Below are 24,611 nucleotides of genomic sequence, written 5' to 3'. Positions count from 1 at the left end.
TGCGGACGTCAGGGGCGGTCATGCGGACGTCAGGAGCGGTCATGCGGACACCAGGTAGGAGAAGACGCTCTCCAGCGACTCGTCCGCCGGGGACACGGTGTACAGCCGGATGCCGGCCTCCCGGGCGACCCTGGGCAGCAGGGTGGTGAAGCCCTGGAAGTTCACCGCCTCGATCCGCAGCGCCCGCTCCCGCCCGTCCACCTCGATGCCGGTGGTAGAGCCGTCGGCGATCAGCGCGGCGGCGAGCCGGCGGTCGTCGCTGGAGCGGACCAGGTAGCGGTGCGGGCGGTCGGTCATCAGCCGCCGGATCCGCCGGAAGTCGCCCGAGGCGGCGTGCCGTCCGGCCACCACCACCTCGATGTGCCGGGCCAGTTGCTCGACCTCCTCCAGGATGTGGGAGGAGAACAGCACCGTCCGGCCGTCCGCGCCGAAGCGGCGCAGCAGCTCCATCAGCTGCAGCCGCTGACGCGGGTCCATGCCGTTGAAGGGCTCGTCCAGCAGCAGCACGGCCGGATCGTGGACCAGCGCCGAGGCCATCTTGACCCGCTGCTTCATGCCCTTGGAGTACGTCCCGGTGCGGCGGTCCTTGGCGTAGGCCATCTCGACCAGGTCCAGGGCGCGCCGGGCGGCGGCGCCGGGCTGGGGCAGGCCGTGGAGTTCGGCGTTGGCGAGGACGAACTCCCAGCCGGTCAGGTAGTCGTACATCGACTCCCGCTCGGGGACCAGGCCGATCTGCCGGTACACCTGCTGGTTGCGCCAGATCGGCGCGCCGTCCAGGGTGACCGCGCCGCTGGACGGGGCGAGGAAGCCGCTCATCATGTGGATGAGGGTGGACTTGCCCGCGCCGTTGGGCCCCAGCAGGCCGGTGATGCCGGGGCCGATCGACATCGTGATGTCGTTGACCGCGACGACGTTCCCGAACCAGCGGGAGACCTTGTCGATGGTGATGGTGGCCATGCCGCCCTCTCAGACCTCTCGCTCGACACTGCGGTTCATCAGACGCGGCTGTAGCGGCGCAGCAGGAGCCGGTACGAGCCCGCCACCATCGCCACCGCGACCAGGGCGAACACCAGCGTGCCCAGCGCACCCGGGGCGTGCCGGCGGTCGATGCCGGCACCGAGGTCGAACACCTCGTTGACCAGCGCCTCCACCAGGCCGTTCGGCGAGATCAGCGCCGTCCACTGGGCCGCGTCCGAGCCGCCCGGGCCCGGGCGGCTCATGCCCACCACGACCGCCGCGACCGCCGAACTCACCGTCAGGTAGCCCATGATGGCGGCCACCCCGAAGCCCCGGCGCGGGGTGCTCGCGGCGATCACCAGCGCCACCGAGGTCGGCACCAGGGAGTACAGCACCGCCGCCGCCAGGCCGTACAGGAACTGGCCGGTGTTGTGTCCGAAGTCCATCCCGCCGAGCAGGGCTCCGACGTACAGCACCAGCAACGGCGCTGCCATCAGCAGGAGTTGGGCACAGGCCATGGCGGCGAACTTGGCCCGGACGTAGTCGGCGCGGGTGATCGGGCGGGAGAAGTAGAGCGGGACGGTGTGGTGCCTGAGGTCCCGGGAGAGCAGCACCGGCGCCTGGGAGGCCAGGAAGATCGACACCACCAGGCTGAGGCTGGAGAGGTAGCCGGCGTACTCGACCGGCAGCTCGTCCCGCTTCAGGAAGACCGCGGCCGCGACGAAGATCATCGCCGGGACGGTGACCACGCCCAGCAGCAGCATCGGCAGCACCTTGGACTTGCCGGAGCGGCCCAGGCCGTAGGCGGCGCGCAGGCTCTGGGTGAAGAGCGAGCGGGCGGCGTAGCCGCGGCCCAGGCGCGGGCCGGTGTAGCCGCGGTAGCCGATGTCGTGGATGACACCGGTGTCGGCGGGCCTGGTGTCAGGAGGCTGCGGCATCGTCCTTACCTCCCCTGGCGTTCCGGTCGTCCTCGTCGGTGGTGGCGGTGGTGCCGTTGGTGCCGTTGCCGGCGTTGGTGCCGTTGCCGGCGGTGGCGTCGGTGCCGGCGGTGGCGTCGGTGCCGGCGGTGGCGTCGGTGAAGAGTTCGGCGACCCGGTGCCGGCGCTGCTCCAACCGGACCAGGCCGAGGCCGAGTTCGGCGACCGTGTCGCGGATGGTGTCATAGGTGTCCTCGCCGGCCAGCCGGACCAGCAGCAGGTGCGAGCCCTCCGCCTGGACCTCCAGTCCGCAGGCCGCCAGCCGGGCCCGGACCTCGGCGCCCGGCTCGGCGCTCGCGTCCACCGAGGGGTGCGCAGCGGAGTGGGCGACGGGCGGGAAGTCGGTGACCTCGACCGCGAGGACGGCCGTCGCCTCGGTGAAGGAGGCGGTGGAGGAGGAGCGCAGCAGCTTGCCGCCGTCGATGACCACCAGGTGGTCGCAGGTCCGCTCCAGCTCGCCGAGCAGGTGGGTGGTGACCAGCACCGAGATCCCGAAGTCGGTGTGCACCCGGCGGATCAGCCCGAGCATCTCGTCCCGGCCGGCCGGGTCGAGGCCGTTGGTCGGCTCGTCCAGCAGCACCAGCCTGGGGTCGTGCACCAGCGCCTGGGCCAGCTTCACCCGCTGCTTCATGCCCGTCGAGTAGCCGCCCATCGGGCGGTACCGCTCCTCGTACAGGCCGACGTGCCGCAGCGTGTCCGCGGTGCGCTCGCGGGCGGCGGTGGCGGGCAGCCCCGCCATCCGCGCCATGTGCACCACGAACTCGGTCGCGGACACGTCCGGCGGCAGGCAGTCGTGCTCGGGCATGTAGCCGACCCGCTCGCGGATCTCCGAGCCCTGGGTGGCGATGTCCAGGCCGAGCACCTCGCCGCGGCCGGAGGTCGCCGGGGCGAGCCCGAGCAGGATCTTGATCAGGGTGGACTTGCCCGCCCCGTTGGCCCCGACCAGCCCGACGACCCCGGGCTGCACCTCGACGGTCAGCTGGTCGAGGGCGGTGACCCGGGGAAACCTCTTGCTGAGGCCCTCGGTCTTGATGACAGCAGTGGACACGCCCTCAACGTAACGGGCGTGCGCCACAAGGGCCATGAGCTGGAATGACGAGGTCCTCTAGTGCCCCGGTATGACGTCGGGCCGGGCCACCCCTAGGGGGCGGCCCGGCAACGGTGGATCAGGAACTCGGACGCTCCCACATCTCGACGACCTTGCCGGAGGCGTCGATCGCCGCCTTGTAGGTACCGCTCGAACAGGGGTAGAAGCCCTTCTGGTTCCCCGGCGTGGCGATGCACTCGTTGATGTGCTTCGCCAGGTCGGCCGCGTTGACGTCCTTCGGCGCGGCGACGACCGACTTGAGGTGGCCCTTGACGGTGGGGGCGAACTGCGCGGTCTTGTCGGCGCCCGTCGGCTCGTGGGCGACGTCGTCGACGCCGCAGGCGTCCTTGGTCTCCTTGTAGACCAGGGCCGTCGCGCTGGTGCCCTTCTCGACGTTGATCCACTTCTGCCCGGCGGGCAGCGGGTCACTGGTGCAGAACCCCTCCGGACCGCCATCGGTGGGCTTGCCGCTCGCGGCGGGCTTGGCCGTGCCGGTGGCCGGGGCGGCGGCGGTCGGCGAGGCGGCGCCGCCGCCGGCCGGGGCTGCGGTGGCCGTGGTGCCGCCGGCACCCTGGTCCGACGAGTTGTCCGGGCCGCAGGCCGCGAGGCCGAACGCGGCGGTGGCGACCAGAGCGGTGGCGAGCAGCCTCCTGGATGCAGACATGACGAAAGAACCCCCGTTTAACGCATGATCAGATAAAGGTACGCGGCGCACAGATTAGCGCCTCCCACCCACCTCCTCTCCCCACCGCTCAGGCCCGGCGCGATCCCGAACCGGACCTGGCGAAGCGGCTGGGGTCGGAACATGCGACTGAGCGCCGTGATCCTCCCCATCCACCAGTGGAGCGAGGGGCAGGAGATCTGGCGGCGGGCCGAGAAGCTGGGCTTCCACGCTGCGTACCCCTACGACCACCTGAGCTGGCGCTCCTTCCGCGACGAGCCGTGGTTCGGGTCGGTCCCGACGCTGACGGCGGCGGCCGGGGTGACCGAGCGGCTGCGGCTGGGGACGCTGGCGACCTCGGTCAAGCCTCATTCACCCATCACGTGCTGACCCGCGAAGACGTGACAAGGGGATCGACGCAGGCGCTTAGGCCGGCTCGAGTGTGTGCGGGCCGCACAGCCTGCGCGAGTCGTCCGTGTCACTCGTGACAACGGTGACGTCTCTACCTTCCTGAGGGAGCTGGGCCTCTTGTGCAGCTCTGGGTCGTCGAGACGTTGAGCACGCCAGGAGACCTTGTTGTCGCTGTTGTATCCCTCGCGCCAGCTGGCTCCAACTCCGCTGCCCGCACATGCGACCGTATCGCTCACCGGTTTGAGAACAGCGGCAACCGGCCGTACGGGCGTCCGAGTCGCACGTCAGACATGAGCGCCGCGGAGTGGGCGGTCGTGCGCGACGCGGTGCCCGTCCCCGCCTGGTTGGAAGGACGGGGTGGGCAGCCGGAGGGCTACTGCCACCGCCAGACGGTTGACGCCCCGCGGGGCCACGACGGTGCGAGGCTTGCGTCGTCAGGCGACGTCGGACATGAAGGTGGCGTGTGGAATGCGGATGAACAGGGCTCAAGTGGCCATCTGTTTAGTGGCTTTAGCGGTGCTCGCCGCAGGCTGCAGCAAAGACACGAAGGCGGGCGGTGATTCCGACATCGTGGGCGAACCGGTGGTCCCGCAGATCAGCGCGGACCCGGCAGACGGCTCGCCGGTGACCCATCCGCTGGACAGCTACTCGGTAGGGGCCGAGGAGTCCGCGCTGATCTTCCGGGCCATGGGCCAGGCCACCCGGACCTGCATGACCGCCAAGGGGTTCGACTACGACCCCGGGCCGGCGTCGACACCTCCCCCGCCGACTCCCATCGACACCTCGCTTCTGGGCCTGCTCTCCGTCTCCGCTGCGCAGCAGACCGGGTACCACCGGCCGCCCAGGCCAGGAGGCAACGGCACCTCCGGTACGGGGAATCCGGCTGGGCAGGGCCCCGAATACCAGAAGGCCCTGATGGGGGATCGCGGGACGAAGGCCGGTGCCGCCGATCCCAAGGCAGACCGGGGCTGCATGGGAGAGTTCGAACGGCGACTCCAGGCGGAGGGCGTCAAGAACACCGCGTCGGACTTGGTCGGCACCCTCCGTGCCAAGGCGTACGACCACGCCGCCGTCGACAGCCGGGTCCGCGCCTCGCTCGCGGACTGGCAGAGCTGCATGACCAAGCTGGGCTACAACTACGCGAATCCGGTACAGGCGAGTTCGGCGGCCTGGCCGGAGCAGGTGTCACAGGAGGAGCGGGACACGGCGGCCGCCGACATGAACTGCAAAGGGCAGGTGAAACTGCTCGCCACCTGGAATGCCGTGCTGAACGCCTACCAGCAGGTGTACATCGGCAGGAACGAGCAGGCCCTCCAAGCAGACAGGGAAATCTCCCAGCAGCGGATCGCCGCAGCCAAGAAGCTGCTGGGCCAGGCATGACGGTGGTGGCAGGCGGCCGTCGCCGTGGTTGGCTCCTGCTGCTCGTCCTGGCCCTCCTCGCCGTCGCCGGATTCGTCGGCACGCTCGCCGCGAACCGCTCGGGTACCGAGAGCGGTGAGGCATTCACGGGTGAACGACTACACGTCCAGCAGGACTACAGTGACTACTGGAAGGCGATGCTGGTGGCCAATGAGTCCGGTGACGGCTCGGCACTGGCCGACCACGCGGCGGGTGAGCAACTGGAGATCCTGCGTGCGAACCTGAGCGCCCTGACCGGCGCCGGGCTCGTTGCCAAAGGGTCCGTCGATCACCGGATCCGCAGCATCACGGTGGACGAGACGTTGGCAACCCTGGTGGACTGCATCGACGTTGGCAAGTGGATCCAGTACCAGGCGCGGAGCGGAAGAGTTCAGCCCGGCCAATTGACGGACCGTCCGAAACAGCTGGCGAGCTACACCTTCGCGCCCAGGGACGGCCGCTGGCTGGTGACACGGAGCGAGGTGCTGTCGGAGTGCTGAAGGTGGACCAGGGACGGCTCCCGTGATGCTGCGGTACCAACTCGGGCTCGCTGTCGGCCGATCGTCACCAACCCCCTTACGTCTCAACGACATCCGATAGGTCATGCTCTTCCCAGGGCGCCATCAAGGAGGAGGCACCGTTGACCACGACGACGATGAGCGCTGACGACGACATAGCCCAGCCTCTTCCGTCGCCCCCGCCCGCCCGTTCTCGGGCGGCTCGGCGCAGGCGGGTGCTGCTGGGGGTGGCGCTCGCCGCCGCACTGGTGGCAGTGGGCGGGGTGGGGGCGGCGACGCTGGTGAAGTCCCCGGCGGAGCGGGCCGCGCAGACCGCACCGCCGCCGAACAGCCTGCTCACCGCGCCCGTGGTCAGCCAGGTGCTGACCCCTTCGATAGCCGCCCGCGCCGTGGTGTACCCGCCCGCCCAGTACAACGTCGTCCCGGCCGCCGCCTCCACCGAGGTGACCGCGCTGTTCGTCTCCAAGCTGGCCGTGAAGCAGGGGGACGCCGTGACGGCCGGGAGGCTGCTCGCCGAGGTGTCCGGGCAGCCGCTGTTCGCCTTACCCGGGCCGGTGCCCGCGTACCGCGACCTCAAGCCCGGCAGCACCGGCCCCGACGTGGCCGAACTCCAGGCCGCGCTGGCCGGATTGGGACACGGTATCGACGGGGACGACAGGGGGACGTACGGGCTGGGTACGGCCGCCGCGGTGTCGGCCTTCTACGGCGAGCTCGGCTACCCGGTGCCGACCACCGGCGCCACCACCCAGCAGGCCGTGGACACCGCGCAGAAGGCGGTGGACACGGACAAGCAGACGGTGGACGGCCTCGCGGAGAGGAAGAAGGCGGGCTCCGCCCAGCCGCCGACGGCGACCACTCCGCCGCAGACCCCGCAGCCGCCCCCGTCCGGCGACCTGGACCAGCAACTCGCCAACGCGAAGAAGCAGTTGGCCGCCGACCAGGCCGCCCTTGCCAGGGCCAGGGCCGCCAACGGCCCGATGGTCCCGGCCGCCCACGTACTGTTCCTGCCCACCCTCCCCGCGACCGTCACCGCCGTCAACGGCGCGGTCGGCTCACCCGCCTCCGGCACCCTGCTGTCGCTCACCAGTGGCGGCCTGGCCGTCACCGGCCAGCTCACCCCGGCCCAGGCAGCGGGCGTGCAACCGGGCATGGCCGTCGAACTGCTCGCCGAGGACACCAACACCACCGTCCCCGGTACCGTCGCCGAGGTCGGCGCCCCGACCAGCACTCCCCCGGCGGGCAGGGTCATCACCCTCGGCGGCGCGGCGGGCGGCGGCAAGGGCGGACCGGACGGCGGCGGAGCCCCCAACGGCCAGCCCGGCCAGCCCAACGGCCAGCCCGGCGGCCAACCCGGCGGACAGAGCTACGTTCCGGTGACGATCACCCCGAACACCCCGCTGCCCCCCGCGATGAACGGCAAGAACGTCCGGCTCACCGTCCTGAAGGCCAAGGCCGGCGCCCCCGTCACCGCCGTGCCGATCGCCGCGGTCTCCACCAACGCGGCCGGCCGGACATCCGTCACCACGGTGGACGCGGCCGGGAACCGCACCACCGTCCCGGTGACCACCGGCGTCACCGCGGACGGCCTCGTGGCCGTCACCCCGGTCCAGGGCGCGAACCTCAAGGCCGGCGACCAGGTGGTGGTCGGCAAGTGACCGAACCCGCCACCGAGGCCGGCGACAAGCCCGTGATCGCCCTGCACGGCGTCGGCCGCACCCACCCGGGCCGCCCGCCCGTCACCGCCCTGCACCCCACCGACCTGACCGTCCGCCGCGGCGAGTACCTGGCCGTCACCGGCCCCTCTGGCTCCGGCAAGTCCACCCTGCTGCACCTGCTCGGCCTGCTCGACACCCCCACCACCGGCCGCTACGAACTGGACGGCATCGACACCGGCAGCCTGCGCGACAAGGACCGCTCCACCCTGCGCGGACACCGCATCGGCTTCGTCTTCCAGTCCTTCCACCTGCTCCCGCACCGCACCGCCGAGGAGAACGTCGCCCTCGCCCAGGTCTACAACCGCACCCCGCGCCGCTCCCGCCGGGCCGCCGCCGTGGCGGCGCTGCGCCTGGTCGGCCTCGGCCACCGCACGGACGCGCTGCCTGCCACCATGTCCGGCGGTGAGCGCCAGCGGGTGGCGATCGCCCGCGCACTGGTGAACCGGCCGAGCCTGCTGCTGTGCGACGAGCCGACCGGCAACCTGGACTCGGCCAACGCCGGGGCAGTGCTCGCCCAGTTCGACGCACTGCACGAGCAGGGCTACACCCTGGTCGTCATCACCCACGACCCTGCCGTGGCCGCCCGCGCCGAACGCCGGGTGAGCATCCACGACGGCGTGCTCAGCGAGGCGGGAGCACCCGTCCGGTGATCCGCATCCGACGACGCGGCGCAGCCGTGCTCCCCGAGTCGCCCTCCCACCTGAGCGCGCGCGACCTGCTCTCCGAGGCCCTGTCCGGCATCCTCCAGCGCCCGGGCCGCTCGGTGCTCACCATGCTCGGCACGGTGCTCGGCATCGGCGCCTTCGTCGCCGTCCTCGGCCTCACCGCGACCGCCACCGGCCAGATCGGCGAACGGTTCAGCCTGACCAAGGCCACCACCGTCACCGTCACCGACCAGCCGCGCACCGACGGCACCGCCCCCGGCGCCAACCCGCCGAGCGACTTCCCCGCCGACGTCGACCACCGGATCACCGCGATCGACGGCGTACGGGCCGGCGGCGTCTGGTGGCCGGTACCCGCCACCCCGACCCTCTCCCGCCGCCCGGACGGCCCCGACGAGGGCACCGGACTGTCCGTCCTCGCGGCCACCCCGGGCGCGGTCGCCGCGATGGAACCGACCCTGACCGCCGGGGTCACCCTGGACGAGTTCGTCCAGCGGACCGCGCAGCCGGTGGTGCTGCTCAGCGAGGCCGCCGCCAAGCGCCTCGGGGTGAGCCGGCTGGACGCCCAGCCCGCCGTCTTCATCGACCGCATCCCCTACACCGTCATCGGCATCTACACCGATGTCCAGCGCCAGCCCGGCGCCCTGCTGAGCCTGCTGATCCCCGCCAGTACAGCACTCGAACACTTCGGCAACCCGGCCCCGCAACCCGACCGCGCCGCCCAGGCACTGGTCGCCACCCGGATCGGCGCGGCACCCGTGGTCGCGGCCCAACTCCCCCTCGCCCTGCGCCCGGACGCCCCCGACGCGTTCACCGTCGTCCCCCCGCCGGACCCGCACAGCCTCCAGGACACCGTCACCTCCGACCTCACCGGACTGTTCCTGGCCCTGGCCGGGATCTGCCTGCTGGTCGGCGCCGTCGGCATCGCCAACACCACCCTGGTCGCCGTCCTGGAACGAACCCAGGAGATCGGCCTGCGCCGCTCGCTGGGCGCCCGCACCGGCCACATCGCCGCCCAGTTCCTCACCGAGTCCACCGCCCTCGGCACCCTCGGCGGCCTGATCGGCACCGCCCTCGGCACGGCCACCGTGGTCTCCGTCGCCGCCGCCCGCGACTGGACCGCCGTCCTCCAGCCCGCCACCACCCTGCCCGCACCGCTCATCGGCACCGTCGTCGGCCTCCTGGCCGGCCTCTACCCGGCCCTGCGCGCCGCGCGCACCGACCCGCTGCAGGCCCTCAGGAGCACTTAGGCGGGGCGGCGGTAGTGTCCTGCGCACGTAGGAAGGACTTGACTCCGTCGACTGGGCCCGGCCGGGACGCGGCTACGGGTCGGCTGAGGGCAGAGGTGGATGACGATGTGGCGAAACTCCCGCCCGCCCGCGCCGGCGAGGAGTTCCTGGAGCCACGGTGGCAAGGTGGCGCCCCCACACCACCCTGGTGACCGTATCGCCCGATCGGCTGTGAAACAGGGCTCCACCCGATCCTCCCGACGGACGTAAGGTCGCCGGTATGCGACTGAGTACGGTGATCCTCCCCATCCACCGGTGGAGCGAGGGGCAGAAGATCTGGCGGCGGGCCGAGGAGCTCGGGTTCCATGCCGCGTACACCTACGACCACCTGAGCTGGCGCTCCTTCCGCGACGAGCCGTGGTTCGGGTCGGTCCCGACGCTGACGGCGGCGGCCGGGGTGACCGAGCGGCTGCGGCTGGGGACGCTGGTGACCTCGGTCAAGCCTCGTTCACCTACTGCAGCCTGACCTCGCAAGAGTGCACTCCCACCTGTTCGACGAGGAGCTCGTCCAGGGGCAGCCCTGCTCCTCAGGCACTCCCGGATGTGGGCCAGTGTTTCGGAGGAACCGTGGAGGGATCCACGATCCGCAGTCGGCTCTGATGTGACGGGTCGATCGAGGTGAGGGATATCAGAAGTTGGCCCGTTGCGCGTTCGAGTTCGGTCAGCGCATGCGGCAGGCCAGCGCAGACGGTGGCGACAGCCGCGCCCAGACCCACGAGGCCACCGTGCTTGTGATTGTGGCGGTACTCAATCCTGTGCAGCCCCGATTCGGCGATAGCCGCGACCTCCAGTGGGCGAGCCATCTGCTTGGTGTCGTTGGTGATCACGACCTGGAAGCCGGCTGAGGCGGCCCGCGTGTAGAGGTCGATGTCCTTGGTTCCTGCCCAGCCGACGATCTCTGCCACGTGCTGAAGCTCGTGTTGCTTCAGTAGCAATCGAGCCATATGAGCCAACGGCAAGGGGACATTCTCGTCGAGCAGGATCCTCAAGAGGCGGCCTGCCGGGGGCCCTCGTCCGAGTAACTGTCGACGTAGTCGGTGAAGTCGGCCGCATCACGAGCTGCTTCGGGGGTGACGCCGGGGTAAAAGTCCCTGATTGACTCCGGTCGGACGCCATCCCTCAGAAGAGCTGCGACCTCCGAAGCGGGGATCCGCGTTCCTTCGATCACCGGCTCACCCCCCCGGACCAGGGGATCGACGGACAGATGATTCCTGGGACGCAGCAGGTTCGGGATCTGTCGGCCGTTTCGGTAGAACGGCCGGAGGACATCGACCATCTCGTGGATGACCACGTTGCCTCGCTTGCGCACGAGGTCGACGGCGTGGTCCGGATCTGCCAGATAGATCGTGCCGTCGCCAGCCACGAGCCGATAGCTGGACAGATGCTCGCGTTCGTCGAGATCGTCGCGCAGGGTGCCCAGAGCACGGCGGATCTTCTGGAGCGACGCTTCCTCCCGCAGCCTCACGCAGATGCGAAGCGCGACGACATCCCGGAATGAGTAGAGGATCGGCCGGGAGCCGGAGATCTCCGGCACGAGGACGGCACCACGCGGGCCTGTGGCCCTGCGCCAGTGAGACAGCTGGCGCAGGGTGGCGCCGGACAGCGCAGCGGCGAGCTTCGGCTCGTAAGACACGGCGGCACCTCCCATAGCTCACACGGCAGCGTACGGAACCGTACTTCATGGTCTCTTACAGCCGGCACGCCCGCCAGGAATTCACCCGAACGGGGACTCACCAGAGGCCGAAGCTCCGTCGGTCGCCCCGAGGAGGTCGGGGGGATGATCACCGAAAGCCGGCGCGGTCACGGGTGGCAGGGTCGACCCGGCACACGCCGTGTCCTGGTGAACCTCTGCCGACGGCCGCCGGCAGCGAGTTCGCTGAGGCGCTCACCGATCACGGAAACGCCCGGGCGGGGCTCCTGCTCGTAGTACCGGGGCTTGCGCCGGCGCAGCAGCTCCTCGCCGTGCTCGTCCCAGGTGAATCCGGGCTTCCGCAGCAGCTTCCGGAACACCTCGTCGACGGTCTCCGGGTGGGCGGCGGCCAGGCGGCGGAGCGGCAGCGGTGCAATCGACTCCTCGCGCAGGTACACGCGCAGCAGGTCCTGGTGCTGCCTGCGGCCAGGGAGGGCCGGATCGGCGAAGAGGTCCCGCAGCATCCCGTAGTCCGGGTAGAAGTTGAGCCCGTCGACTTCGTCATAAATGGCACCGACCGTTTCCGATTCCGCGAGTCCTCGCGGCAGTTCGAAGGCCGGGAAGGCCAGGCCGGGGAGCCGCCTGCCCCGGGCCCGGTCGGGATGCTCGGCGACGGCGGCTTCCTGCCGGTGCCGGTAGTAGGCGTTGAGCCGCTCCTCGGTTTCGGCAGGGGGGAGGACCAGTTCGTCGCTGCCGCAGAACTCGATGAACGCGGTTCGGTCCTCCCGCATCGAGCGCCATCCCTGCTCGATCTTCTCGGGGTTGCGGAAGACCAATGCGGGGTGTTCGGCGGCCAGTTGGAGCGCCGCCTGGGCGATCTCGGTGGCGCTGGACTTCGGGTAGGACGACATCATTCCGGAGATCAGCCACGCCCCGTCGACCGAGTGGACGGGCACCAGGCAGGTGTGCAGGAATCCCCCCTTGGACACTCCGCGGAAGGCCACCCGCCCGACGTTCGAGTACGTGCGGTACTCCAGGTCGTCGATCAGGTTCAGCAGGACGACGGCGTCCCCATCCTTGCGCCGGATCTCGAAGATGCCCTCGACGGGGTCACGCCAGCCGAGAAGCATCTCCCGATCCGCCTCGGTCAAAAGCCCCGCCGCCCGGCGACGAACCGGTCCACCACGGTCGAACCGTCCGGCAAGCGGTACCGCAGGATGAAGTTGTCGATGATCCGGATCGCATCGCCTTCCTCCAACTGCCGCTTGGGCCCGGCGGCCTCCAGGAGGAGGGGCGTCAACCACCGGTCGAAGCGCGCGCTCTGGGCGAAGGCGACGAGTTCACCCTTCAGTTCGGAGCTTCGCTCGATCAGGTCTCGCAACGATGCCTCATCCTCGTTCCGTACCACGGCAGCCATGCAGGCCCTCTCGATCTTGAAAGTTCCGGCGCTCACTGCGTCCAGTAGTAGCGGTACGCCTCAACCCACTCCGCGCCGTCCGGAGCCGGTTCCGGCAGCTGAAGGTCCAGCAATCCGATCGTCTGCCGGAACTCACCGCGGGCACACAGGGCGACGATCCTTCCGTCCCGGGAGAGGTCGATGCCACGCACGGTCACCTCGACGCCCAGCACCGAGGTGCTGAACGGCACCGCCAGGTTCTCCTCGACGGCGGTGAACAGAGCCGTCAGTTCCTCGTGCTCGTCGTAGGTGTCGACCGTCGCTTCCTCGACCAGCGCGGCCAGTTCTCGCCTGCTCAACGTGCCCATGGCTCCACGCTAGCGGACCTGCTCGTGCCGACTTGCGGGCGGTCCGAAGTCCCGCCGATCCGCAGGCGTATCGTCACGGCATGCGCTTGAGTACCGTTATCCTCCCCATCCACCGGTGGAGCGAGGGGCAGAAGATCTGGCGGCGGGCCGAGGAGCTCGGGTTCCATGCCGCGTACACCTATGACCACCTCTCCTGGCGGTCGTTCCGGGACGAGCCGTGGTTCGGGTCGGTCCCGACGCTGACGGCGGCGGCCGGGGTGACCGAGCGGCTGCGGCTGGGGACGCTGGTGACCTCGCCGAACTTCCGGCACCCGGTGACCCTGGCGAAGGAGCTGATCACGCTGGACGACGTGTCCGGCGGGCGGGTCACGCTGGGGATCGGGGCCGGCGGGACGGGCTTCGACGCGACGGCGATGGGGCAGGAGGCGTGGTCGCCGAAGGAGCGGGCGGACCGGTTCGGGGAGTTCCTGCCGCTGCTGGACGAGCTGCTGCGCGAGGACGCCACGACGCGGGAGGGCACGTACTACTCGGCGGTCGAGGCGCGGAACATCCCCGGCTGCGTACAGAACCCGCGGGTGCCGTTCTACGTGGCCGCGACCGGGCCGCGCGGGCTGAAGCTGGCCGCCGAGTACGGGCAGGGCTGGGTGACGTACGGGGACCCGAAGGGGCCGGCGGACGTGCCGGTGGAGCAGGCGCCCGCGGTGATCGCCCAGCAGATCGAGAAGCTGACCGCCGCCTGCGAGGCCAAGGGCCGGGACGTGGCGACGCTGGAGAAGGTGCTGCTCCAGGGCTCGACGGCGGAGAAGCCGCTGGAGTCGGTGGACGCCTTCGTGGACTGGGCCGGCACCTACCGGGAGCTGGGCATCACCGAGTTGGTGATCCACTGGCCGGTGCCGGACTCGATCTTCGAGAACGACCTCACCGTGTTCGAGGAGATCGCCGCCGAGGGCCTCGCCCAGCTGGGCTGAGGCCCGGCGTCACGGGTGCGGGCGGGTGCGCTGGGCCGGGAGGGCGGGGGCCTGGTCCGGGGTGCGGCGGGCGAGCTCGGCGAGGGTGTGGAAGAGGACCTCGCCGAGCAGGACCGGTTCGCGGGAGGCGGCCGGGACGCCCGGGGGCTCATGGAGCTCGGCACGGTCCGGGCACTCGGTGGTGGCCGGGGACGGGAGGGTCGGGGGCGGCTCGTCACGAAGCTGGCGAGTGGGCATGGCTCTTCCTGCCGACGGCGGTGACCGCGGGGAGTCCTGCCCGCCGGGCCCGCAGTGACACCCCGGGCGGGCGCGGATCGGCCGGAAACGGCGCCCGAAGGGCCGGAACCCGTCCGTACGGTCAGGCCCGCGGGCCCGGCCCGCGCCGGTGACGGCGCCGGTGACCGGGCGGCGGCGATGGGCGAAGATGGACCGGTGACCGAACCCCGCACCGCCCCCCGCCTCATCGCCACCGACCTGGACGGCACCCTGCTGTGCTCCGGCGGCACCGTCAGCGACCGCACCGCCGCCGCCCTGGCCGCGGCCGAGGCGGCCGGCGTGCAGGTGGTGTTCGTGACCGGCCGGCCGCCGCGCTGGATGCAGCAGGTGAGCCCGCACATCGGCGGTCACGGGGTGGCGATCTGCTCCAACGGCGGCGCGATCGTGGACGTGCGGCGCGGCGGCGAGCTGATCGAGTACTTCCCGATGGCGGCGGAGACCTCGCTGGCCGTGGTCGAGACGCTGCGGGCCAAACTGCCCGGCACCGCGTTCGCGTTCGAGTACGCGGACGGCTGGGCCCGCGAGCCCGGGTACGAGGTGCTGATGTGGGGCGACGACGAGGTCCGCGCGGTCGGCCCGGCCGAGGAGCTGCTGGCGGCGGGCGGCCCGGTGCGGGGCCTGTTCAAGCTGCTGGCCAAGCACCCGGAGCTGGACCCGGACACCTTCCTCGCCGAGGCCCGTACGGCCGCCGGGCACCTGGCGGAGATCACCCGCTCCGCGCCGATCTCCCTGCTGGAGATCAGCGCGCCCGGCGTCACCAAGGCCAGCACGCTGGCCCGCTGGTGCGCCGAGCACGGGATCGACCGCGCCGAGGTGGTGGCCTTCGGCGACATGCCGAACGACCTGGAGATGCTGGCCTGGGCCGGCACCGCGTACGCCGTCGCCAACGCGCACCCGCAGGTGCTGGCGGCGGTGCCGCTGCACACGGTGAGCAACGAGGAGGACGGCGTCGCGGCGGTGCTGGAGGAACTCCTCGGCAGCTTCCCCGCGGCGTAACCGCGTTATCCGAAGCGGCCGTTGACGTAGTCGGAGGTCCGCTGGTCGCGCGGGCTGCCGAAGACCCGCTCGGTCGGCCCGGCCTCGACGATCCGGCCCGGGGTGTCATGGGTGGCCAGGAAGAACGCGCAGGTCTGGGAGACCCGCTGGGCCTGCTGCATGTTGTGGGTGACGATCACGATGGTGAGCCGCCCGCGCAGTTCGGCGATGGTCTCCTCGACCCGGCGGGTGGAGGTCGGGTCGAGCGCGGAGCACGGCTCGTCCATCAGCAGGATGTCCGGCGAGACGGCCAACGACCGTGCGATGCACAGGCGTTGCTGCTGACCACCGGAGAGGGAGCCGCCCGGGGTGTGCAGCCGGGTGGCCACCTCCTCCCAGAGCCCGGCCCGGCGCAGGCTGGTCTCCACCAGGTGCCGGCGCTCCTCCTTGGACACCTTGATCCCGGCCAGCTTGAGCCCGCTGGAGACGTTGTCCTGGATGGACATCGCCGGGAACGGGTTGGGCCGCTGGAACACCATGCCGATCCGGCGCCGCACCTCGGCGGGGCGCCGACCGGGCCGGTAGACGTCCTCCCCGTCCAGCAGCACCTCGCCGGCCAGGGCGGCGCCGCGCACCATCTCGTGCATCCGGTTGAGGATCCGCAGGTAGGTGGACTTGCCGCAGCCGGACGGGCCGATCAGCGCGGTGACCTCGCCGGCCGGCATCGCCAGCGAGACCCGCTCCAGCACCTTGCGGCTGCCGAACCAGGCGGAGACGTCCCGGGTCTCCAGCCCGGCCAGCACCCCGGCGGGGGGGCCGGGCGGCGGGGGCACCGGCGGGAGGGTGAGGGTGTCGGCGGCGGCCGGGTCGACCGCCGCGTCGTGCGGCTGGTGCGTGGTGTCGGTCATCGGTACGGCCCTCCGGGCGCGCGTCAGTAGAGGTTGGGCAGCAGGGCGGCGGCGTTCTCGTAGACCGCCCAGAGCAGGGCGCCGACCACCGGCGCCGCACTCAGGTAGGCGGTCGAGCGCCGCCAGTACCGGGCCAGCAGCAGCGCGCCGGCCACCGCGCCCAGCAGCGCGAGCGACCACAGCTGCAGCGTGGCCAGCGCGCCCTTGTCCGCGGCCAGCGCCTTGTCGTACGCGACGGTGGCCGGGCGGCCGCCGGGGTTCTGCTGCGGGTCGTCCTCCAGCCGGGCGCCGATCATCACGGTGGAGCCGGCGATCCAGTCGGAGTCGCCGGTGACCAGGACCAGCCGGTTGCGGACCGGGTCGGTGATCGGGTGGTCGCCGTCGCCGTACACGTTGACCACGTAGGTGGCCTTGCCCTGCCCGGTGGTGGTCTCGATCCGGTCGCCGACCCGGAGCTTGGACAGCTCCGCGAACGGCGCGCCGAAGGTGGCGCCCCGGCCGAACAGCACCGCCACCCCGCCCTGGCCGGGCAGCGCGGTGTCCCGGCGGTGGCCGGGGCCGCGCATCAGGTCCCGGCCGGTGGTGCCCTCGACCACCACGGCCTGGTGCAGGCCGATCGCCGGGATGTCCAGCAGCGCCACCGGGTCGCCGTCGGCGGCCGCGCCGGTCGGGGCGACGGCGCGGGCGAGCTGGTCCTGGAAGGTCCTGTACGCCGTCGACTGGTAGTGCCGCTCCTGGACGTCCGAGAGCGTGAACAGGTAGCCGACGAAGCCCAGCACCAGCGCGGCCAGCAGGCTGACCGCCCAGGCGCCCTGGAGGAAGCGGCGCCGGGCGGGGCTGACGGCCGGGCGGGCCGCCGCCGGCGCGGTGGCCGGCCGGGTCTCGGCGGGCCGGGTCGGGGCGGGCGGCTTCTCCAGGACCGGTGCGGTCACGAGCCACCGCCCGAGCCCTTGCGCCGGCGCAGCAGCCGGCGGCCGAGCAGCGGCGGGACGAGGACGACGGCGAGCAGTTCCACGGCGGTGAGCGAGGACAGCATCCAGTCCTCGGGCTTGCCGCTCACCTCGACCACGTTGGCCGCGACCTCGGTGGAGCCGCCCCGGCCGCGCGCGACCACCTGGCCGGTCTGCGGGTCGATGGCGTCGGCGGAGCCGTCGCCGCCGTTCGGGTCGCCGGCCGCGGCGCCCGCGGCGTTCGGGTCGCCGCCGGCCGCGGCGCCGCCGGCGGCACCGCCCGCGTCGCCGTTGCCGGCCGCCCCACCGGAGCCGGCGCCGCCGGACCCGCCGGAACCACCGCCGGTGCCGCCGGAACCACCGGCCGCGCCGCCGCCGGCCCCGCCGGAGCCGCCGCCGGTGCCGCCCGAACCGGTCTTCACCGCCTGGCCGTTCTGCACGGTGCAGTCCAGCGGGGCGCCCTGCTTGTCGCAGGGGCTGGGCTGCGGGGCGTTCTTGAGGACGGTCAGCTCACCGGCCGAGTTGAAGGTCGGGTTGGCGCAGTTGGACAGGGTGTCGGGGTCGACCGGGCTGGCGTTGCCGGGGATCGACTTGGCCTGCAGCAGCCCGCCGCGCACCAGGCCGCGCGGGATCGGCGAGTAGCCGAGGCCGTCGGCCTCGCCCTGGCCCTCGCAGAGCACGTAGGCGAGGAACTTGCTGAGCGCGGCGCCCTTGTCGTTGTTGAAGCGGCCCGGCGGGGGCAGCGCGGCGCCGGCCCGCGGCACGATCACGTAGCTGTAGCTGGAGATCGGGTACGAGCGCGGGTCGTCCATGGTGTAGACGCCGTCGAGGTTCTGCTGCAGGTAGTTCGGGTCGGACGGCGGGGTGTTGTCGTCCACGCCGCGGATCTTGGCGGCGGTGAGCGCGATGGCGACGTTGGAGGCGGTCGGCAGCGCGTAGTAGCCGGCCTGGTTGAGCACCTTCACGACCGGCCAGTTGCTGCGCTTGGCGAAGGCGTACTCGTCGTAGCCGATGGTGCCGAGGCCGGCCGCCGCCTTGATGTAGCCGGCCACCACGTCGGAGCCGTTCTGGGCGACCATCCGGCCGGACGGCGGGAAGAACTCGGTGTAGTCACCGCAGGTGGTGCCGTTGACGGACTTGCAGTAGTCGTCCCACTGGCTCTGGTGGGTGTGCTCCATCCAGCGGGTGAACTGGGCGGTGGCGCCGGAGCCGTCCGAGCGGACCACCGGGGTGATCGGCAGGTTGGGCAGGGGCTTGCCGTAGTCGGCGGTGATCTTCGCGTCGTTCCAGTTGGTGATCTTGTTGGTGAAGATGTCCACGACGGTCTGCGGGGACAGCCGCAGGTCGCGGACCTGCTTGCCGCCGACCACGAGGTTGTACATGAAGGTCGTGCCGCCCGCGGTGATCGGCACGTAGGAGAAGCCGTAGACCGGGTTCTCCCTGGTGCCCTGACCGCTGGTGCGGGCACCGGAGTTGAGGCCGGTGTCCTCGGAGCTGCGGAACGGCACGTCCGAGGCGGTGAAGTCGTCCTGCCCGTTGCTCCAGGCCGTCCGGCCCGCGGCCGAGCCGACCGGGTTGAAGCTGATCTGGATGCCCTGCGGCCCGACGTCCTGGCGCCACTGGTCGATGGCCGGGCCGGCCCAGCTGGAACCGTCGGCACTCAGCGCGACCGATGCGGCGAAGGCCGGTGCGGCCTGTCCGAACAGCAGGAAGGCCGCGGCGAGCAGCAACGCCGGCCCTCCCGCCAGGACGCGGGCCACGGAGCGCCTTGCGGCCTCCCACGACATGAGAACTCCTCTGCTACGGAGGGTGGTTGGGTGAGTCATCAGCTGTTCCCGGGCAGCGCGGCGGTGGACTGGGCGACGGCCGGAAGGGCGGCGGCGGACCGCGCGGCGCCCTCGGCCCGCCGCGCCTCCCGGTCGATCCGGCGCCGCTGGGCACGCGTCAGCTCGCCGGGGCGACGGCCGCCGAGCACCCGCGCGGTGACGAACAGGATCAGCACCAGGGCCATCAGGGTCAGCCCCGCCGCGAAGGCGCGCGCGACCATCTCGGGGTAGGGCTGCTTGACGTAGTTCCAGATGTACAGCGGCAGAGACACCTGGTGCTCGTGGAACGGGTCGGCATTGAACTGCGGGGTGAAGCCCGAGGTCAGCAGCACCGGCGAGGTCTCCCCGATGCCGCGCGCCACACCGAGCACCACCGCCGTGACCAGACCGGGCCGGGCGGTCGGCAGCACGACGTTCCACACCGTCCGCCACTGGCTGCCGCCGAGCGCGTACGAGGCCTCGCGCAGGGTGCCCGGCACCAACCGGATGACCACCTCGGAGGCCCGGGTGACGATCGGCATCATCATCACCGTGAGGGCGAGCGAGGCCGCGAAGCCGCTCTTGTCGAAGCCGAGCGTCAGGATCACGATGCCGAGCACGAACAGGCCCGCGACGATCGACGGCAGCGCCGTCATCGCCTCGACGAGGGTCCGCACCGGCTTGGCCATCCGGCCGCCGACCTCGGACATGAAGATCGCCGCGGCGATGCCCAGCGGTACCGCGAACAGCGTGGCCAGGCCGACCTGTTCGAGCGAGCCGACGATCGCGTTCAGCGCGCCGCCGGAGGTGATCGGGGAGAGCGCGGCGGTCCGCTCCATCGACTCGGTGAAGAAGTTGAGGTGCTGGGCCGCCTCGTACCCGCGCACCGCGAGGTAGCCGACCTGGTCGACGATCAGCGCCAGCACCAGCAGGCCTGCGCTCCACGCCACGACCGAGACCAGGCGCTCGCGCACCAGCAGCGGGCCCCACTGGAGCCGGCCGAGCGTGCCGTAGGCGCCCAGGAAGAGCAGGTACCAGCAGACCAGGAAGCCGAAGGCGCCGCTGAACGGCAGCACCCGCTCGTACAGCATCCAGTCCAGCGCCAGCGAGCCGACCGCCGCGCCGGCCACGGTGAACACGTCCTCGCGGGTGCCGCCGCCGAGCTTCACGCGCTTCTCCGGGCGCGGCTCCGCCGGGCCGGCCGCGGGCCCCGGAACGGCGGAGCCCGGAACGGCGGCACCCGGAGCCGCGGCCGGCGGCAGGTCGAGCGTGGTCATCGGGTCGTTCCCTTCGACGGGGTCTCAGACGAGGTCTCAGACGAGGTCTCAGCAGGGGTCGCAGCAGCGGTCGCAGCGGGACCGGTCATGTCCGTACCGCCGGCTCAGTCGGCGGTGGAGGCCCCGGAGCGGGACCGGTTGATCACGAAGCCGGCCGCCACGTTGACCAGCAGGGTCAGCGCGAACAGCACCAGGCCGGCCGCCATCAGCGCGGAGAGCGAGAGGGCGTCCGACTCGCCGAAGCGCAGCGCGATGAGCGCCGAGATCGAGTTGGCGCCGTTCTCCAGGATGTGGGTGATGGTCTTGAAGTTCGGCGAGATGATCAGCGCGACCGCGATGGTCTCGCCCATCGCCCGGCCGAAGCCCAGCATGACCGCGCCGATCACACCGCCCCGGCCGAACGGCAGCACCACCGTGCGCACCATCCCCCAGCGGGTCGAGCCGAGCGCGTAGGCGCCCTCCCGCTCGCCCTGCGGGGCCTGGGAGAAGACCTCCCGGCTGAGCGAGGTGACGATCGGGACGATCATCAGCGAGACGACGACGCCCGCGATGAAGGTGGAGGAGGTGTAGGAGGTCCCGATGTCGCCGGTGCGCACCTTGAGGAAGGGGATCGCGTCGCCCAGGTGGTTGGAGAGCCAGCGGGAGAAGCCGATGATCCGCGGCTGGAGGAAGAACAGCCCCCACAGGCCGTAGATGATGCTCGGGATCGCCGCCATCAGGTCGATCAGCGAGACCAGCGAGGCGCGCAGCCGGACGGGCGCGTACTCGGAGATGAAGATCGCCGTGGCGAGCGCCACCGGAACGGCGATGACCAGCGCGATCACGGCGATCAGCAGGCCGTTCGGCAGGACGGCGGCGATGCCGAAGGTGTGCGCCGCGGTCTGCCACTTCCGCTCGGTCAGGAACGACCAGCCCACGGCGCGCAGCGCGTCCGAGCCGCGCAGGAGCAGGAAGAAGGCGATCAGGCCCATGATCGCGAACACCGAGAGCCCGGCCGTCCGCAGCACCCCGCGGAACACCCGGTCGCCGGGGGTCGCGGGGGCGGTGATGGTGCGCGGGACGTCGGCGGCGGCTCCGCGGTCGGGTGTGCCCGGGGCCCCGGCGGACGAGGCCGCGGGCTCGGCGGCGGCTGTCATGCTCTGCTCTCCGTGCTCGGGTGCGGATGACCGGGCGGCGCCCGGACTGGACGGTGGCGCGAAGTCGTTGGGGGGCGAGGCCGGTTGGGGCCGGGCGGCGGTGCCGGCGCGTACCCATTCGGCCATCCGGAGGTGGCCGCACCGGGTCGCGCGTGTGTACGAGGCCCCAACGAGCCAGTTCGGTGGCGGAGTTGGCCACGGTGACGATCGCGACCGGTGTGCCAGCGGGGGCCGGAAAGGATCCGGCCACCCGGGCCGGTGTCGGCCGACTGCGTTGAGGTATGGCAGAGTTGAGGAAGCTGCCGGACGGCTCGGCGAGACCGGAACGGCGGCCTCGCCGAGCCGTCGGGAGCGGGGAACGACGGCGGCTGTGAAACGTCGGGCCTCAGGCACGAGCCGTCAAGCACGAGCCGTCAGGCACGGCCGGTCAGCCGTACGGCAGCAGCCGTCAGAACCGCCGGCGCAGTCGCGACCAGCCGTTCCTCAGCCCCGTCAGCGTCCGCTCCCCGGCCGGTGTCCCGCCCAGGATCAGCGCCGCCGGCCCGCCGACCAGCAGCACCAGGCCGCCGATCAGCGCGATCGGCAGGAGCAGCCGGGCGGCGCCGGAGCGGTCCGCCGCCGGTGTCCCGGCCGCGACGGGCGCGGCGCTCAGCGACTTGCCGGGCGCGCTCGGGGGAGACCCCGGGCTCTTCCCGCCGGGCGCCGGAGCCCCGGCGGCGGCGCCACCGGCCGTCGCGGAGCCGGCCCCGAGGCCGCCGGTCGAGGCCTCCCCGGAACCGCCGCCGGCCGTACCGCCGTCGGCGCCGGCACTGACGGGGGTGGTGCCGGCCGCGGCGCCCGAGCCCTCCGCCGGGGTGCCCCCGCCGGTGCCCCCGTCACCCGGGCCGACAGCCGGCGGGTTCGACGGCGCGGCCTGGTTGCCGGGCAGCTTGGCGTCCTGGGTCTCCACGTGCGAGGCGGCGTCGGCCGCCTGGGCCCGCTGGGCTCCGGTGAGCGCGAGGAAGCCGGGCGCCAGGTGGCCCGGCTCGTTGCCGTAGACCTGGCCGCTCGTCGTGGTGGTCCGCAGGAACCTGGTGATCGCGGCCGCCTTGTCGGCCGGAACGCCCTGGGTCGGCACCATCGCGTACTGCACGAGGGTCAGCGGGTACGCCCGCTGGTCGCGGGAGAAGGCGGTGTCGGCGCTCCCGTAGGGCAGCGACTGCACGCCGGTGGCGGCGTCGACGGTCATGTCGGCCACCGCGGCCTGGAAGCCGGTGGTGCTGGGGGAGACGAACGAGCCGGCCGGGTTGAGCAGTTGGGCCTCGGGGAGCGAGTAGGCCTTGGCCTGGCCGGTGTCCATGACCGAGAACAGTGTCCGGGTGCCGGGCTCCATGGGCACGCACGCGTCGTGGCCGCCCGCACCGTTGACGCTCGCCTGGATGCAGTTGGGCTTGTTCTGCAGGGTCCTGCGGACCAGGTCGCCCAGCCCGGAGGTGACCGGGTTCCACTCGAACTCGCGCCAGTGCTTCTGCTCGTCGCTGGTGGGCTTGTCCATCCCGGACGAGTCCTGCCGGATGAAGGTGTCGACCGGGTACCCGGAGAACGCGGGCCGCAGGTAGTAGGTGTCGACGTGCATGCCCCACGGGTCGGGCTCGCCGTCCAGGAACCGTGCGGCGTCCGGGTCGGCGGCGATCCACGAGGTCAGCCGGTGGACCAGGTCCGTCGTCCCGCCCACGACGGTCGGGGCGAACTCGTTGACGTTGCAGAACTGCGGCCACTTGAGCCCCGACGCGTCGGGCAGCGGGTTCAGCTTCAGGAACTCCGGGTCCGCGAAGACACAGGTCGGGTTCCCCTGCACCGACTTCACGGCGCCCTTCGGCGAGTAGGACTGGGTGAGCAGCTTCGCCATCAGCCGGGCGTTGAGCTTCATGTCCCTGATCTGCCGGCCCGTCGTCGGGTCGTCGACCAGGAACACCACCGACACCCCCGAGGTGGCCAGCGGCGCGTAGACGTACGGGCGCGCCGGGGCCGCCGTGTCCGGGAGCGCCGTCAGGGCCACGTCCGTCGTCCCGGCGAGGAAGCGGGTGCGGGCCTGCGGCTCACCGCTGGCGGACAGGTACTGGAAGGAGAGCGGCGAGTCCCCGATGCACAGGCCGGCCCGCCACTTCTGCACGGCCCGGTTGGCCATCTCCAGCCCCTCGGACACGAACGCCGGCGTCTGCGAGTCGCAGGCGGCGGGCGTCGGCGCGAAGGACAGCGGGATCACCTTGGCGTTCTCCCAGGCGCACTGCTCGCCGCTCGCCATCCCGTTCATGGCGACGCGGTTGAACACCACGTCGGCCGCGGTGGTGCGGGAGCGCAGCTTGTCCATGGCGTGGTTCCGGCAGTCCACCGAACGGTCCGCGGTGGTCGCCCCGAGGCTGTCCCCGCCGTAGTTCGCCTCCACCACCAGGGAGCAGGCGTGGGTGGCGTCGCAGCCCAGGGTCGGGCTCTGGTCCGAGGTGTACAGCTGGACGTCCGCGGCTCCGGAGCCGTCCGGGCCGGTCGGGGCGATCACCAGGTTGCTCGGGAAGTCCGGAGCCGTCACCTTGGGGGCCGCCTGCTGGAAGCCCGCCGCCGGATCCCCGCCGTACAGCGAACTGTCGTAGCAGTCGGTGATGCTCGGCTTCTCGCCGCGGCACTCGTAGATGCGGACGGCGTAGAAGGTGGTGGCGTCCGACCGGTGCGCGGTCGGCCGCGGGTTCCCGACGCCGTCGACGGTCGGCGTGAAACCGCTCCAGGAGACCTGGACCACCTGGTTGGTGAGGTCCTTCGTCTGCGAGACGGTGATGCTCCCGGGCTTGCCGGGCACCCCCGGGTTCTTCGGGTCGAACAGGTTCGGCCCCGGGACGGTCACGGTGGAGGACTCCGCCACCGCCTGCGGCCCGACGCCCAGGCCGATCGGCACCACCCCGAGTGCCACCACCACCGACCACACCAACGCGGCCGCCGGAAGCCGGCGGCGCCACCATCCCGGGTGTCTCCGGTCGGGCAGTCGGACTCTCATGGCGGGCACCTCCGTGCGAATCCGCGCCGCCCAGCACACGGCGCAAAGGGATCGGGCATGCCGACGGCCGGGCACCCCCAGTACCCACCATTCGGCCAGCCGGATGTGTCCGAATCCGGTCGACAGGGTGTACGAGAACACAACGCGGCTACCCTGGAACGGAGTTGGGGGCTCCCCTTGGCACACCGGCGGGCCCGCGCCGAAACGCGGGCCCGCCGTTCA

At 72.0% G+C, this 24,611-nt stretch carries 23 protein-coding genes and 2 pseudogenes; 9 read left to right on the top strand and 16 right to left on the bottom strand.

The window, feature by feature from the left end; genetic code table 11:
• Positions 1-39: 39 nt before the first annotated feature.
• From ACZ3YL_RS26310 to ACZ3YL_RS26295, 4 genes are all read right to left on the bottom strand, one after another.
• A complete protein-coding gene (locus ACZ3YL_RS26310; protein ID WP_188302694.1) occupies positions 40-957 on the bottom strand; it encodes an ABC transporter ATP-binding protein in 918 nt (305 codons plus the stop codon).
• Between the two features lie 38 nt (positions 958-995).
• Positions 996-1,895 carry an ABC transporter permease gene (locus tag ACZ3YL_RS26305; RefSeq protein WP_465660048.1) on the bottom strand — a complete coding sequence of 300 codons (900 nt, stop codon included), beginning with the start codon at positions 1,893-1,895 and terminating at the stop codon, positions 996-998.
• The gene (locus tag ACZ3YL_RS26300; RefSeq protein WP_465660047.1) at positions 1,879-3,018 is read right to left on the bottom strand and encodes an ABC transporter ATP-binding protein; all 1,140 of its coding nucleotides are present in this window, start codon (positions 3,016-3,018) and stop codon (positions 1,879-1,881) included. The genes ACZ3YL_RS26305 and ACZ3YL_RS26300 overlap by 17 nt, the downstream gene beginning before the upstream one ends.
• Positions 3,019-3,100: 82 nt before the next feature.
• Positions 3,101-3,685 carry a hypothetical protein gene (locus ACZ3YL_RS26295; protein ID WP_188302691.1) on the bottom strand — a complete coding sequence of 195 codons (585 nt, stop codon included), beginning with the start codon at positions 3,683-3,685 and terminating at the stop codon, positions 3,101-3,103.
• A 141-nt stretch (positions 3,686-3,826) separates the two neighbouring features.
• On the opposite strand from ACZ3YL_RS26295, the pseudogene ACZ3YL_RS26290 reads away from it, so the two are divergent.
• The 7 genes and pseudogenes from ACZ3YL_RS26290 to ACZ3YL_RS26260 form a co-directional block, all read left to right on the top strand.
• Positions 3,827-4,066 (top strand): annotated as a pseudogene (locus ACZ3YL_RS26290) (LLM class flavin-dependent oxidoreductase); the annotation flags it as partial.
• A 495-nt stretch (positions 4,067-4,561) separates the two neighbouring features.
• A complete protein-coding gene (locus tag ACZ3YL_RS26285) occupies positions 4,562-5,473 on the top strand; it encodes a hypothetical protein (RefSeq protein ID WP_465660046.1) in 912 nt (303 codons plus the stop codon).
• The gene (locus tag ACZ3YL_RS26280; RefSeq protein WP_465660045.1) at positions 5,470-5,991 is read left to right on the top strand and encodes a hypothetical protein; all 522 of its coding nucleotides are present in this window, start codon (positions 5,470-5,472) and stop codon (positions 5,989-5,991) included. The genes ACZ3YL_RS26285 and ACZ3YL_RS26280 overlap by 4 nt, the downstream gene beginning before the upstream one ends.
• A gap of 140 nt (positions 5,992-6,131) precedes the next feature.
• Entirely contained in the window at positions 6,132-7,664 is a 1,533-nt protein-coding gene (locus ACZ3YL_RS26275; protein WP_188302684.1) for a peptidoglycan-binding domain-containing protein, read from the top strand.
• The gene (locus ACZ3YL_RS26270) at positions 7,661-8,374 is read left to right on the top strand and encodes an ABC transporter ATP-binding protein (RefSeq protein ID WP_188302683.1); all 714 of its coding nucleotides are present in this window, start codon (positions 7,661-7,663) and stop codon (positions 8,372-8,374) included. The genes ACZ3YL_RS26275 and ACZ3YL_RS26270 overlap by 4 nt, the downstream gene beginning before the upstream one ends.
• Positions 8,371-9,636, top strand: coding sequence for an ABC transporter permease (locus ACZ3YL_RS26265; RefSeq protein WP_465660044.1), 1,266 nt, complete (start codon positions 8,371-8,373; stop codon positions 9,634-9,636). Before ACZ3YL_RS26270 ends, ACZ3YL_RS26265 begins: the two co-directional genes overlap by 4 nt.
• Positions 9,637-9,895: 259 nt before the next feature.
• A pseudogene (locus ACZ3YL_RS26260) lies at positions 9,896-10,129 on the top strand (LLM class flavin-dependent oxidoreductase); the annotation flags it as partial.
• A 73-nt stretch (positions 10,130-10,202) separates the two neighbouring features.
• Here ACZ3YL_RS26260 and ACZ3YL_RS26255 read toward each other — a convergent pair.
• The 5 genes from ACZ3YL_RS26255 to ACZ3YL_RS26235 all read right to left on the bottom strand — a co-directional run bounded on the left by ACZ3YL_RS26255 (position 10,203) and on the right by ACZ3YL_RS26235 (position 13,069).
• Positions 10,203-10,664 carry a DUF5615 family PIN-like protein gene (locus tag ACZ3YL_RS26255; protein ID WP_465660043.1) on the bottom strand — a complete coding sequence of 154 codons (462 nt, stop codon included), beginning with the start codon at positions 10,662-10,664 and terminating at the stop codon, positions 10,203-10,205.
• The gene (locus ACZ3YL_RS26250) at positions 10,661-11,308 is read right to left on the bottom strand and encodes a DUF433 domain-containing protein (protein WP_465660042.1); all 648 of its coding nucleotides are present in this window, start codon (positions 11,306-11,308) and stop codon (positions 10,661-10,663) included. The genes ACZ3YL_RS26255 and ACZ3YL_RS26250 overlap by 4 nt, the downstream gene beginning before the upstream one ends.
• Before the next feature lie 167 nt (positions 11,309-11,475).
• Entirely contained in the window at positions 11,476-12,435 is a 960-nt protein-coding gene (locus ACZ3YL_RS26245; protein ID WP_465660041.1) for a hypothetical protein, read from the bottom strand.
• Positions 12,436-12,452: 17 nt separating this feature from the next.
• Positions 12,453-12,722, bottom strand: a complete 270-nt coding sequence (locus ACZ3YL_RS26240; RefSeq protein ID WP_465660040.1) for a hypothetical protein — start codon at positions 12,720-12,722, stop codon at positions 12,453-12,455.
• 32 nt (positions 12,723-12,754) lie between these two features.
• A complete protein-coding gene (locus ACZ3YL_RS26235) occupies positions 12,755-13,069 on the bottom strand; it encodes a hypothetical protein (RefSeq protein ID WP_465660039.1) in 315 nt (104 codons plus the stop codon).
• Positions 13,070-13,149: 80 nt separating this feature from the next.
• Here ACZ3YL_RS26235 and ACZ3YL_RS26230 point away from each other — a divergent pair, with 80 nt between their 5' ends.
• Positions 13,150-14,037 carry an LLM class flavin-dependent oxidoreductase gene (locus ACZ3YL_RS26230; RefSeq protein WP_188302682.1) on the top strand — a complete coding sequence of 296 codons (888 nt, stop codon included), beginning with the start codon at positions 13,150-13,152 and terminating at the stop codon, positions 14,035-14,037.
• Positions 14,038-14,046: 9 nt separating this feature from the next.
• On the opposite strand, the gene ACZ3YL_RS26225 is transcribed toward ACZ3YL_RS26230, so the two are convergent.
• Entirely contained in the window at positions 14,047-14,274 is a 228-nt protein-coding gene (locus tag ACZ3YL_RS26225) for a hypothetical protein (RefSeq protein ID WP_465660038.1), read from the bottom strand.
• Positions 14,275-14,451: 177 nt separating this feature from the next.
• Here ACZ3YL_RS26225 and ACZ3YL_RS26220 point away from each other — a divergent pair, with 177 nt between their 5' ends.
• Entirely contained in the window at positions 14,452-15,309 is an 858-nt protein-coding gene (locus tag ACZ3YL_RS26220; protein ID WP_188302680.1) for an HAD family hydrolase, read from the top strand.
• Positions 15,310-15,314: 5 nt separating this feature from the next.
• Here the strand turns inward: ACZ3YL_RS26220 and ACZ3YL_RS26215 are convergent, their stop codons facing one another.
• The 6 genes from ACZ3YL_RS26215 to ACZ3YL_RS26190 form a co-directional block, all read right to left on the bottom strand.
• Positions 15,315-16,091, bottom strand: a complete 777-nt coding sequence (locus tag ACZ3YL_RS26215) for a phosphate ABC transporter ATP-binding protein (protein ID WP_465660073.1) — start codon at positions 16,089-16,091, stop codon at positions 15,315-15,317.
• A gap of 128 nt (positions 16,092-16,219) precedes the next feature.
• Entirely contained in the window at positions 16,220-17,128 is a 909-nt protein-coding gene (locus tag ACZ3YL_RS26210) for a sortase (protein ID WP_465660037.1), read from the bottom strand.
• A complete protein-coding gene (locus ACZ3YL_RS26205) occupies positions 17,125-18,933 on the bottom strand; it encodes a substrate-binding domain-containing protein (protein ID WP_465660036.1) in 1,809 nt (602 codons plus the stop codon). The genes ACZ3YL_RS26210 and ACZ3YL_RS26205 overlap by 4 nt, the downstream gene beginning before the upstream one ends.
• Before the next feature lie 38 nt (positions 18,934-18,971).
• Positions 18,972-20,228 (bottom strand): phosphate ABC transporter permease PstA, encoded by a 1,257-nt coding sequence (gene pstA, locus ACZ3YL_RS26200; RefSeq protein ID WP_465660035.1) that lies wholly within the window; start codon positions 20,226-20,228, stop codon positions 18,972-18,974.
• A 104-nt stretch (positions 20,229-20,332) separates the two neighbouring features.
• The gene (gene pstC, locus ACZ3YL_RS26195) at positions 20,333-21,364 is read right to left on the bottom strand and encodes a phosphate ABC transporter permease subunit PstC (RefSeq protein WP_188306268.1); all 1,032 of its coding nucleotides are present in this window, start codon (positions 21,362-21,364) and stop codon (positions 20,333-20,335) included.
• A gap of 448 nt (positions 21,365-21,812) precedes the next feature.
• Positions 21,813-24,389 (bottom strand): hypothetical protein, encoded by a 2,577-nt coding sequence (locus ACZ3YL_RS26190; protein ID WP_465660034.1) that lies wholly within the window; start codon positions 24,387-24,389, stop codon positions 21,813-21,815.
• Positions 24,390-24,611: the final 222 nt, after the last annotated feature.

It is taken from the genome of Kitasatospora sp. NPDC023176, from assembly GCF_055560495.1.
This window is presented reverse-complemented; position numbering and strand designations above follow the sequence as displayed.